Here is an 11261-nt window from a genome sequence, read left to right as displayed (position 1 = left end):
CCGTGTACTTCCATGTTGTTGACGCCGGCGGGGCCGTGCGTGCCGGGGGCGCCGGGAGAACGTGTTCCGTTCTTCCCCCGGCGCCTCCCGGCCGGCCCCAGACGGGGCTAGAGCTCTTCGACGCTGCTGGCGTCCGGGCGGCGGGAGAGGTCGATGCCGAGCTCCTCCGCGGCGCGGTACACCTCGTCGTCGGCGTCACGCATCTCGATGGCGTTCCCCTCGGCGTCGAGCGCCTCGACGTTCAGGCACAGCGACCGCATCTCCTTGATGAGCACCTTGAAGGACTCGGGGATACCGGGCTCCGGGATGTTCTCGCCCTTGACGATGGCCTCGTAGACCTTCACGCGACCGGTGACGTCGTCGGACTTGATGGTGAGCAGCTCCTGCAGGGCGTAGGCGGCGCCGTAGGCCTCGAGGGCCCACACCTCCATCTCGCCGAAACGCTGGCCACCGAACTGCGCCTTACCACCCAGCGGCTGCTGCGTGATCATCGAGTACGGGCCGGTGGAGCGCGCGTGGATCTTGTCGTCCACGAGGTGGTGCAGCTTCAGGATGTACATGTAGCCCACCGAGATCGGCTCCGGGAACGGCTCGCCGGAGCGGCCGTCGAAGAGCTGCGCCTTGCCGTCCGTGCCGACCATGCGCTCGCCGTCGCGGTTGGGCAGGGTGTGCGCGAGCATGCCCTGGAGCTCCTCGTACTGCACACCGTCGAACACCGGTGTGGCGACCGTGGTGCGGGGCCCGGCGACGAGCGAGTCGTCGGACATCTGCCGCGTCCACTCCTCGGCCTGCTTCTTGGCCTCGGTGACGTCCCAGCCCTGCGCCGCGATCCAGCCGAGGTGCAGCTCGAGGACCTGGCCGATGTTCATGCGGCCGGGCACGCCGAGCGGGTTGAGGATGACGTCGACGGCGGTGCCGTCGGGCAGGAAGGGCATGTCCTCCACGGGCAGGATCTTGGAGATGACCCCCTTGTTGCCGTGGCGGCCGGCGAGCTTGTCGCCGTCGGTGATCTTGCGTCGCTGGGCGATGTAGACCCGGACCATCTGGTTGACGCCGGGCGGCAGCTCGTCGTCGTTGTCCGCGCTGAACTCGCGGATCCCGATGACGATGCCGGACTCGCCGTGGGGCACCTTCAGCGACGTGTCGCGCACCTCACGCGCCTTCTCGCCGAAGATCGCCCGCAGGAGGCGCTCCTCGGAGGTCAGCTCGGTCTCGCCCTTGGGCGTGACCTTGCCGACGAGGATGTCGCCCGCGCTGACCTCGGCGCCGATGCGGATGATGCCGCGCTCGTCGAGGTTGGCCAGGACCTCCTCGGAGACGTTCGGGATGTCCCGGGTGATCTCCTCGGCGCCCAGCTTGGTCTCGCGCGCGTCGACCTCGTGCTCCTCGATGTGGATCGAGGTCAGCAGGTCGTCCGACACGACACGCTGGGACAGAATGATGGCGTCCTCGTAGTTGTAGCCCTCCCACGACATGAACGCGACCATGAGGTTGCGGCCCAGGGCGAGCTCGCCCTCGTCGGTGGCGGGGCCGTCCGCGAGGACCGAGCCGACCTCGACGCGGGCGCCCTCCTCGGCCAGCACGCGCTGGTTGTAGGAGTTGCCCTGGTTCGAGCGGCGGAACTTCGCGACGCGGTACACCTGGTTCGTGCCGTCGTCCGCGGCGACGTGGATCGCGTCGGCCGAGACCTCCGTGACCACGCCCGCCTTGGCGGCGAGGATGACGTCGCCGGCGTCGACCGCCGCGCGCCACTCCATGCCGGTGCCGACCAGCGGGGCCTCGCTGCGGATCAGCGGCACGGCCTGGCGCTGCATGTTCGCGCCCATGAGCGCGCGGTTGGCGTCGTCGTGCTCGAGGAACGGGATCATGGCCGTGGCCACGGACACCATCTGCCGGGCGGAGACGTCCATGTAGTCGACCTCGTCGGCCGGCACGAGGGCCGGCTCACCGCCGCTGAGGCGGCACAGGACGCGCTCCTCGGCGAAGCGGCCCTCCTCGGTCAGCGGCGCGGAGGCCTGGGCGATGATGTGCCGGTCCTCGTCGTCGGCCGTGAGGTACACGACGTCGTCGCTGACCTGGCCGCCCGTGACGGTCCGGTACGGCGTCTCGACGAAGCCGAACGGGTTAATGCGGGCGTAGGTGGCCAGCGAGCCGATCAGGCCGATGTTCGGGCCCTCAGGGGTCTCGATGGGGCACATGCGGCCGTAGTGCGACGGGTGGACGTCGCGGACCTCCATGCCGGCGCGGTCACGGGACAGGCCACCCGGGCCCAGCGCGGAGAGACGCCGCTTGTGCGTCAGCCCGGCCAGCGGGTTGTTCTGGTCCATGAACTGCGAGAGCTGTGACGTCCCGAAGAACTCCTTGATCGACGCCACCACGGGGCGGATGTTGATCAGGGTCTGCGGGGTGATGGCCTCGACGTCCTGCGTGGTCATGCGCTCGCGGACGACGCGCTCCATGCGGGACAGGCCGGTGCGGACCTGGTTCTGGATCAGCTCGCCGACCGCGCGGATGCGGCGGTTGCCGAAGTGGTCGATGTCGTCAGTCTCGACGCGGACCTGGACCGGCTCGCCGTTCCGGGTGCCGGGGAGCTCCTCGTCGCCCTTGTGCAGGGCGAGGAGGTACTTGATCGCCGCGGTGATGTCCTCGATGCGCAGGACGGACTCGCCCAGGTCGGTGGTCTCGCCGAGCTTCTTGTTGATCTTGTAGCGGCCGACCTTCGCGAGGTCGTAGCGCTTCGGGTTGAAGTAGTAGTTCTCCAGCAGGGTGCGGCCGGCCTCGACCGTGGGCGGCTCGCCCGGGCGGACCTTGCGGTAGATGTCGAGCAGCGCCTCGTCCTGGGTGTGGACGTTGTCCTTCTCGAGGGTCTCGATCAGCACCGGGTAGTCCGCGAACTGCTCGCGGATCTCGCCCTCGGTCATGCCCAGGGCGCGCAGGAACACGGTCACGGACTGCTTGCGCTTGCGGTCGATGCGGACGCCGACGGCGTCGCGCTTGTCGATCTCGAACTCGAGCCACGCGCCGCGCGAGGGGATGACCTTCGTGGTGAAGACGTCCTTGTCGGAGGTCTTGTCGGCAACCTTCTCAAAGTAGACGCCCGGGGAGCGCACGAGCTGCGAGACGACGACGCGCTCGGTGCCGTTGATGATGAACGTGCCGCGCTCGGTCATGAGCGGGAAGTCGCCCATGAACACGGTCTGCGACTTGATCTCGCCCGTGGTGTAGTTGACGAACTCCGCCGTCACGAACAGCGGGGCGGCATAGGTGAAGTCCTTCTCCTTGCACTCCTCGGCCGTGTACTTCGGGGGCTCGAAGCGGTGGTCGCGGAAGGAGAGGGACATCGACTGGCCGAAGTCCTCGATCGGGGAGATCTCCGAGAAGATATCCTCAAGGCCGGAGGTCGCGGGCACGTTCGTGTCGCCGACCTCCGCAGCAGCCTTGACGCGGGCGCGCCAGGCGTCGTCACCGAGGAGCCAGTCGAAGCTCTCGGTCTGCAGGCCCAGGAGGTTCGGGGCCTGGAGCGGCTCGTGGATCTTGGCGAATGAGACACGCCGCGAAGCTGTGCGGGCCGCGATAGCGTCTGCAGTAGGTGCGGAAGAGGTGCGCGAGGCAGCCAAAGGGGGTCCTTCCCTGCGAATTGATTGCACACAGCGCTGACGACCTGGGGCGGGTGGGAGGCCTGTTCTACAGGCACAAGTCAGCGCAAAGCGTCAGCATACCCTCTGGATGGTGCACTGTCCAGGGGGGCACTCATGCGGTCGAGGCCCGCACCGTGGCGGTGCGGGCCTCGACATCGAGATCCGGGCTCAGGCAGCGCGCGTGGCGCGCCGGGCCCGGTGATGTGTCACTTGAGGGTGACGGTGGCTCCGGCGCCCTCGAGCGTCTCCTTGGCCTTCTCGGCGGCGTCCTTGTTGACGCCCTCCAGGACGGCCTTGGGGGCGCTGTCCACGAGGTCCTTGGCCTCCTTCAGACCGAGGGACGTGAGGGCGCGCACCTCCTTGATGACCTGGATCTTCTTGTCACCGACGGTCTCGAGGACGACGTCGAAGTCCGTCTTCTCCTCGACCTCCTCGGCAGCGCCACCGGCGGCCGGCGCGGCAGCGACGGCGGCGGGAGCGGCGGCGGTGACCTCGAAGGTCTCCTCGAACTGCTTCACGAACTCGGAGAGCTCGATGAGGGTGAGCTCCTTGAAAGCCTCGATGAGCTCTTCGTTGGTGAGCTTCGCCATGGTTGGCGTTCCTTCCTGGTTGTCCTGCTACGCGAGCAGAGGGTGGGGGTGGTGCGTGCCGTGCCTGGGGCCCACAGGGGCTCAGGCCTCGGCGGCCTGCTTCTCGCGCAGGGCCTCGATGGTGCGCACGGCCTTGCTGGCCGGCGCGGTGAAGAGGTAGGCAGCCTGGAACAGCGCAGCCTTGAACGCTCCGGCCGCCTTGCCCAGCAGCACGTCGCGGGACTCGAGCTCGGCCAGGGTGGAGACGTCCTGGGCGGAGAGCTTGTTGCCCTCCAGGACACCACCCTTGATCACGAGCTGAGGGTTCGCCTTGGCGAAGTCACGCAGGGTCTTGGCCGCCTCGGACGGTTCACCCGTCACGAAGGCGATGGCCGTCGGGCCGGCGAGGTCGTCGTCGAGAACGTCGACGCCGGCCTCCTTCGCCGCGATGGCCGTCAGCGTGTTCTTCACCACGGCGTAGCTTGCGGTACCGGCGAGCGAGCGACGCAGCTGCGTGAGCTGGGCGACGCTGAGCCCGCGGTACTCGGTCAGCAGGACGGCGCTGGACTCCCGGAACTGGTCCGTGAGCTCGGCAACCGCAGCTACCTTGTCAGGCCTCGCCATGGCCCTCCTTCCGATAATGCCGCGCGATGGTGAAGTCCTGGGCACAGAAAAAGCCCCGCGCAGGAGGGCGCGGGGCTCGGGTGCCACGAGGGCGTTGCTGAGCTCTTTGCTTCACCTGCGCTGGCTCCGCTGCTGCGGACTTCGACCCGTCTGGCAGACGGGCGACCGGCGGTCTTGGGCAAGAGCACACGCTACCCGAGCGCGGGCCCGGCAGGCAAGGCGCGGGGCGCCCGGGCGGACCCGGACCGCAGTGGCGTTGCCCACACCCCCAGCCGCGGAGGCTGCCCCGCGCTCAGCCCCGGGCGTCCTGGTCGAGCCGGCGGAGGTACACGTTCTCCTCGCGGGTGGGCGGCCCGGGAGCGACGAAGACCGCGCCGAGGAGGGCGCCCACCACCCAGGTCAGTAGGTTCGTCACCGTGCCCCAGGCGCTCACGTCGCCCGCCGCGGCGAGGACGCCCACGAGGGTCAGCAGCGCCCAGGTGCCCACCCCGAACCGGGCGGCGAGGCGGGCCGCCTGCGCGCGGTCCTCCAGCCCGTGACGCTGCCTGACCATGACGAGCCCGATCACGGCGACCAGGGCCATGCGCACCAGCTCGACCCCCACCATCGGCGTCACCCAGCTGGCGCTGGCGAGCCCGAGGTGGAGGGACAGCGTGGGCGAGGCGAGGATCATCCAGGTCAGGGCGACGTTGGTCACCGCGCCCATGACGCTCGTCAGGACGGTCTCGCGCCAGTGCCGGGCGGGGCGGGTCCGCGCGCGACGGGACGTCGTCATCCGAGGGTCGCGCTCAGCACGGCGTCGTACGTCTCGGAGCCGGGCTCCAGCTCGCCCTCGGGCGCCACGGCCATGACGTTGTACCCCCGCCCCTGCTCGTCGACGAGCCAGAGCCAGAACACGTCGTTGGCGTGGCTCCCGCCGCCGTCCTCCTCCACCGCCTGGGTCCAGGTGAGCGCCATGGCCTCGGCGGCCCCGGGCCAGGTCTCGGCGGACCGGTGGACGTCGCTGTTGATGCCCGCGCCCACCAGCGCCTGCTGCTGGGTGTACGTCTCCTCGGTGAGGTCCCGGCCGCCGTCGTCGCTCTGGACCTGGATGACGGGCAGACCGGACGCGGCGTCGCCGCCGGGCAGGCGGTACACGACGGTCGTCAGGCCGGACTCCTCCTTGGAGCTCTCCTCCTCGGTGCCACCCGGAAGCGTGAGCGTGAGGCCCTTCACGGGATCCACCGCATCGCCGGTGGGGCGGGTGGGCGAGATGCCGAGCGGCTCGTCGGTCGGCGTCATCGGGTTCTCGGCCTCCTCGCTCGCCGCGGAGGCCGGTGCGTCAGCGGCGCCCCCTCCCCCGCCGGCCGCGCACCCGGCCAGTGCCAGCACGGCCAGGGCGGGCAGGACGAGCGATCGTCGAAGGTGGTACACAGACATTCCTCTCGGTCGGGGGGCAGGGACTCGTGCGGGGCGCTCAGGAGTGGCAGCTCACCCAGGGCGCCCACACCTGCCCGTCCCAGTATTCGGCATCGGTCACGTTGGTCTGGCTGGTGCTGTTGTCGTAGCGCGCGCCGAGCGCCACGCCCAGCTTCCCCGAGGCGTTGAACGCGAACGGCGTGCTCGAGTCGCCGTCGAACTCCTGGCGCCACAGCTCGCCGCGCTCCTGCGCCGCACCCACGAAGGTCTGCGCCGCGCCGACGAAGGAGAGGGGCCCCTCGGGCGAGTCGCCGCCGCCGTGCGAGCCGGGCGGCACCGGGATCCCCGCGCCGCGGAGCAGGTCGGTCGCGATGGACAGGCTCTCGCCTCGCGTGAGGTCGACCGAGGCGCTGAGCACCTGCCCCCCGGAGGCGTCGCCGGAGAAGCCCTGCCCGAAGATCGGGTCCACGCTCCCGTCGGCGGCGCCGAAGACCGTGCCCTGGAGCTCGACGTTGGTGAGGTACTCGCCCTTGGGATCGAGGGTGACGGCGATGATGCCCGTCCCCTGGCTCTCGGCCGAGCCGTCGACCTCGACGACGCGGCCGACGTTGGCCTCGGCGGAGACGTCGTAGTCGACCTGGTAGTAGGTGGTGACCTCGCCCGTCTCGAGGTTCGTCTCGATACCCAGCGCCACGCCCACGTCCCCCTTGGCGGACGCCGAGCGGTCGAGCGCCGTCGCGACGGCGCTGCCCGAGCCCTTGACGCCGACCTCCCCGAACACGGAGGTCGGCGGCGGCGGCTGGTACCGGTCCACCCAGGGCATGGCGTTCCACAGGTTCTTCGCGGGACCGACGATGGGCGTGGTCGCGTTCGACAGCTCCTCCTGGAAGTAGGCGACCAGGGCGTCCTTCTCCTCCTTGCTGTCCACCTCCCACATGCCGCCGCCCGTGAGGACGGCCGCGGCACCCCCGCCGGCCGACGCCTCGCCGCCGTACTGCTCGTCGTCCCACGTCACCGTGGCGCCGGCGCCGACGCCGCCGCTCACCCCGCCCTGCAGGTCGCCCTGGAAGGTGACGCGGTAGGTGCCGTCGGCGAGGGTCTCGACCGCCACGGCGCCACCGCCGTCGAGGTCGACGGACATGACCGTGACCCCGAGGCTCTTCTTCGTCCCCTCCGTCGCCACGACGCAGATCTCGTCGGGCACCCGGGAGTCCGCGGCGGCGTCGCCCGACGAGCCGCCGCACTCGAGCCCGAAGGAGGAGAAGGCCCGGCAGAGGGCGTTCTCGAACGCGCCCGAGAGCCCGCCGCCCGGCGCCGCCGCGGTCAGGAGCGCCCCCACCACGAGGACCACGACGAAGATCATCCCGGCGAACTCGGCCGAGGCCGCGCCGCGCTCGCGCCACGCGCCGTCGGTCTCGCGCCGGGCGCCCGCGCCCGTGTCGTTCGTCGCTGCCGGGAGCTCTTCGCCGGCGCGCGGCTCGCTGCGGGGTCGCACGGGGCGTCTCCTTCGGTCGGTGGTCGGTGTGATGACGCTAGGAGCGCCCGTAGCCCCGCTGACAGGGGCGGACGCCCCGCCGAGCGCCCTCACTCGTTGGCGACGAGGCGGGTGGTGATCTCCAGGTCGTCCGGTCTGGCGCCCGGGCTGCCCGCGGGTCCCCGATGAACTCGGCACACGCCGCCGATCCTGACGCCGACGTCCCCGCCCTCGAGGCAGAGGCCGGACTCGAGCACCAGCTCGGCCGTGGCCTCGGAGCGGGCGTACGTCCCCGTCGACTCCAGCGGCTCCGCCGAACGGACCCGGACGTGGACCTTCCCACCCGCCAGGACCTCGACCTCGTGCGGGTCGAGCACCGCGTCATTACGGGCGGCGTAGCTGCCGGCAGCCACGGTCATGGTGGAGTTCTGGTAAGCGGTCAACGGCTTCCCGACCAGCGCCCAGAACCCCTCCCACGGGTCCGTCTCGGTCGCTTCTTCGGAGGGTGTGGGATCGGGCGTGGACTCCTCGGCTTCGACACCGGCCGCGGCGGCCGCTTCGGCGGCTGCCGCGGCCGCCGCGGCGGCAGCCTCGGCCGCTTCCGCAGCAGCTTCCGCGGCAGCCTCCGCGGCTTCGGCAGCCTCGGCGGCGTCGACGAGGTTCCCGTGGAGGGTCCTGAGCGGCTTCGTCCACGTGCCGACCGCGGCGAGCGCCGCCGCGTCCGCCGCGGTGCTCGCGGTGCGCCGCTCGGTGATGGCGGTGCCCAGCGGGATCATGAACAGCAGCCCGACCAGGAGGAGGACGACCGCCCCTGCCACCGTGTAGGGCAGGATGCTTCCGCGCTCGGGGCCGCCCGTCAGGCGGCGGGCCGCCCATGTCCGCAGGTCGCGGAGCCGACCGGCGCTCATTCCACGACCGGGATGTCCGTGAGGCGGAACGGCGGCTGGCCCTCCAGCGCCCCCGTGAACGTCGAGTCGTTGTGCACGTCGAGGGTGACCGTGTCGGCGTCGACCCCGGGCCAGACGGCCGTGAGCGTCACCGTCTCGCCCTCGGCGAGGTCGGTCTTGGCCTCCAGCTCCGTCAGCCCCCGGAACTGCTTGTCGCCCTCGATGTAGTAGTCCACCGGGTAGATTCGCTGCCCGCCGTGGACGAGGGTGAGGTTGTTCGTCGAGTACTGGTGGTAGATCGCGGCCTCGCCGCGGCTGTTGTTCCCCCCACCGACGGAGAACCAGGTCCCGATGGTGCTGACCTCGCCGGCCTGGTGAGCGACCTCGACCTCGCCGACCAGGTAGTCACCGAGGCGCCGCACCTCCGCGAGCCGGACGGTCACCTCGCCGCTCCCCCCGGCGAGCGTCACGCCCTGCGCGCCGGTGCCGGTCGGTCCCGTGCTCTCGGGCAGCTCGGCGGCGCTGGTGGCCCCGACCGTCCCCGCGTCGGGCGCGGCGTCGGGCACGAACACCAGCTCCACGCGCCGGTTCACGGCCCTGGCCTCCTTGCCGGTGCCCTCCACCCGGGGCTCGGACTCGCCGCGCCCCTCGGTCACCACCTCGTACGCGCCGAGGTCGGTGAGCGCGCCGAGCCGCGCCGCGACCGCTGCGGCACGTCGCTCGGACAGGTCCTGGTTGTAGGCGTCGTCGTCGACGTCGTCGGTGTGGCCGATCACCGTCAGGGCGCCGGCGCCGTAGCCGGCGAGCTGGGTGGCCACGCCCTGGAGGGTCGCGTCCGCGTCGGGCGAGAGGTCGGCGCTCGTGGGCGCGAACAGGACGTCCGCCGCCACGTTGATCTTCACCTGCTCCTCGACCACCCGGGTGTCGGTGGAGCTGTCCACCGCCTCCGTGTAGGACGCGATCTGCCCCTCCCGGGCCTCCGCGTCGATGTCGAGGTCCGCGACCACCGCCGCCACGTCGACGCCCGCCTCCTCGGCGGGGACCACCGGGACGTCCTCCACGAGACCCATGAGGGGAAGCATCACGGCGGTGGTGTCGCCCTCCACGGCCCCGAAGGCGACCTGGGCCTCGACCGGCTCGCCCGCCGGGACCTCCAGCTCGCCGCTGGTCGCGGCCACCTCCTCCTGCACCGTGCCGGACACGGCGTCGACGAGCCGGATCCCGTGGGCGCCGTACCCCGGCGCCCGGTCGTCGCCCCAGATCGCGCCGAGCTCCAGCGGCTCCTCGGCCGGGGCGCGGCTGACGTCGCGCGCGGACAGCATGAGGACGCTGTGCTCGCCGGCGTCGACGAGGGGACCGACCTCGAGCTCGATGTCCCGGTCCAGCACCGTCACCGACGTGGTCACGCCGGGCACGGCGGTCGGCTCCTCGGCCGGCGCCGGCGTAGGCCCTGGCGTCCCGTCGGTCGCCTCCGCGGCGCACCCGGTGAGCAGGGCCGCGGCGAGGACGAGAGGGACATGGACGGTGGGGCGTCTCACGGAGAACCTTCCTGATGTGCCGTTGGGGGTTGCGGTGCAGCCTAGGCCGATACAAACCGAGCGCCTCACGCCGGCGGCGCACGGCGGGCCGCCGTGCGCCGCCGGGTCGGTCCGGCCGCTCGTCCGCCGCGCCCGGGTCAGTCGCCGATCTTGTCGATCTGCTCGGTGATGACGCCCTTGACGGCCTGGGCGATCTCGTCGCCGAAGGCGGCGAGCGCGCCGACGATGAGCACGATGACGGCGATGATGCCCGCGTACTCCGCCGAGGCCTGGCCCTCCTCGTCGGTGCGGAGGCGGTCGACGGCGCCGGCGACGAAGGCCACGGTGGCGACCTGCGCGGCAAGGATGCGGGTCTTGGCGGTGTTCAGCATGATGCTCCTCTGAGTGGTGTTCGGCCGGCCCGTTGCCGGGGGTGTCGAGGCTCGACGTTACGGACGCCGCCGCCCCGGCGGATAGGGCCTACCGCCCCACGAGCGCCCCCTGTGCCGCCCCTGGTGCCGCCCCGTCGTGGGCCGCGGCCAGCCATGCCACCACCGCGGCCGCACGGTCGTGCACACCGAGCTTCGGGTAGGCGGAGTTGAGGTAGTTCTTCACCGTGCGGGGCGAGAGGAACTGCGTCCGGGCGATCTCGTCGTTGCTCAGCCCCTGCGCGGCCGCCTCGACGACGTCCGCCTCGCGCGCGGTCAGCAGCGCGCGCAGCGGGTGCTCGGGGGCCGGTGCCGGGGCGCCCCCGCTGAGCACGGCCGCCGCCTCGGGACCCAGCACGAGCCCGCCGGACCGGCACGTCTGCAGCGCCCCGGACAGCTCGTCGACGCCGACGCGGCCGTGCACCAGGTATCCGCGGGCGCCCGCGGCGAGGGCCTGGCGGATGATCTCGGGGTCCTCCGAGTGGGTGAGGACCAGGGTGCAGGTCTCCGGGGCGATCTCGTCGAGCACCTCCAGGCCCGACTTGCGGGGCATCCGCACGTCGAGGAGGACCACGTCGGGCCGCCGCGCGCGGACGACGTCGATCGCCGCCTGGCCGTCTGCCGCCTCGTAGACCTCGGCCACGTCGGCGATCCGCTCGAGCACTGCCCGGACGCCCAGCCGCACGATGGCGTTGTCGTCGGCGATCAGCACCTTCATGCCTGTCT

10 protein-coding genes are annotated in these 11261 nt (G+C 71.7%); all 10 read right to left on the bottom strand.

What is annotated here, in order from left to right; translation table 11 throughout:
• Nucleotides 1–107: 107 nt before the first annotated feature.
• Complete coding sequence (rpoB, locus tag EJK16_RS19070) at nt 108–3617, bottom strand: DNA-directed RNA polymerase subunit beta (RefSeq protein WP_127132246.1); 3510 nt, start codon at nt 3615–3617, stop codon at nt 108–110.
• 227 nt (nt 3618–3844) lie between these two features.
• Nucleotides 3845–4228 carry a 50S ribosomal protein L7/L12 gene (gene rplL / locus EJK16_RS19065; RefSeq protein ID WP_127132244.1) on the bottom strand — a complete coding sequence of 128 codons (384 nt, stop codon included), beginning with the start codon at nt 4226–4228 and terminating at the stop codon, nt 3845–3847.
• 81 nt (nt 4229–4309) lie between these two features.
• A complete protein-coding gene (gene rplJ / locus EJK16_RS19060; RefSeq protein WP_127132242.1) occupies nt 4310–4831 on the bottom strand; it encodes a 50S ribosomal protein L10 in 522 nt (173 codons plus the stop codon).
• A 292-nt stretch (nt 4832–5123) separates the two neighbouring features.
• Nucleotides 5124–5606, bottom strand: a complete 483-nt coding sequence (locus EJK16_RS19055) for a hypothetical protein (protein ID WP_127132240.1) — start codon at nt 5604–5606, stop codon at nt 5124–5126.
• Entirely contained in the window at nt 5603–6244 is a 642-nt protein-coding gene (locus EJK16_RS19050) for a hypothetical protein (protein ID WP_127132238.1), read from the bottom strand. Before EJK16_RS19050 ends, EJK16_RS19055 begins: the two co-directional genes overlap by 4 nt.
• A 43-nt stretch (nt 6245–6287) precedes the next feature.
• Complete coding sequence (locus EJK16_RS19045; RefSeq protein WP_127132236.1) at nt 6288–7724, bottom strand: hypothetical protein; 1437 nt, start codon at nt 7722–7724, stop codon at nt 6288–6290.
• Between the two features lie 89 nt (nt 7725–7813).
• Nucleotides 7814–8611, bottom strand: coding sequence for a pilus assembly protein TadG-related protein (locus EJK16_RS19040; RefSeq protein WP_127132234.1), 798 nt, complete (start codon nt 8609–8611; stop codon nt 7814–7816).
• Complete coding sequence (locus EJK16_RS19035; protein ID WP_127132232.1) at nt 8608–10128, bottom strand: OmpA family protein; 1521 nt, start codon at nt 10126–10128, stop codon at nt 8608–8610. The genes EJK16_RS19040 and EJK16_RS19035 overlap by 4 nt, the downstream gene beginning before the upstream one ends.
• Nucleotides 10129–10265: 137 nt before the next feature.
• Nucleotides 10266–10499, bottom strand: coding sequence for a hypothetical protein (locus EJK16_RS19030; RefSeq protein ID WP_127132230.1), 234 nt, complete (start codon nt 10497–10499; stop codon nt 10266–10268).
• A gap of 88 nt (nt 10500–10587) precedes the next feature.
• Nucleotides 10588–11253, bottom strand: a complete 666-nt coding sequence (locus tag EJK16_RS19025; RefSeq protein WP_127132228.1) for a response regulator transcription factor — start codon at nt 11251–11253, stop codon at nt 10588–10590.
• Between the last annotated feature and the right edge of the window lie 8 nt (nt 11254–11261).

The sequence above is a fragment of the Georgenia sp. SYP-B2076 genome, assembly GCF_003991205.1.
Taxonomy (GTDB): domain Bacteria; phylum Actinomycetota; class Actinomycetes; order Actinomycetales; family Actinomycetaceae; genus Georgenia.
The sequence above is the reverse complement of the archived record's forward strand: the minus strand, read 5'-3'. Positions and strand labels throughout refer to the sequence as shown.

What these genes read in the sequence shown, in the direction of transcription:
- rplL (WP_127132244.1), bottom strand. Translation starts at nt 4,228, where the DNA reads ATGGCGAAGCTCACCAACGAAGAGCTCATCGAGGCTTTCAAGGAGCTC.
- rplJ (WP_127132242.1), bottom strand. Translation starts at nt 4,831, where the DNA reads ATGGCGAGGCCTGACAAGGTAGCTGCGGTTGCCGAGCTCACGGACCAG.
- EJK16_RS19055 (WP_127132240.1), bottom strand. Translation starts at nt 5,606, where the DNA reads ATGACGACGTCCCGTCGCGCGCGGACCCGCCCCGCCCGGCACTGGCGC.
- EJK16_RS19040 (WP_127132234.1), bottom strand. Translation starts at nt 8,611, where the DNA reads ATGAGCGCCGGTCGGCTCCGCGACCTGCGGACATGGGCGGCCCGCCGC.
- EJK16_RS19030 (WP_127132230.1), bottom strand. Translation starts at nt 10,499, where the DNA reads ATGCTGAACACCGCCAAGACCCGCATCCTTGCCGCGCAGGTCGCCACC.
- EJK16_RS19025 (WP_127132228.1), bottom strand. Translation starts at nt 11,253, where the DNA reads ATGAAGGTGCTGATCGCCGACGACAACGCCATCGTGCGGCTGGGCGTC.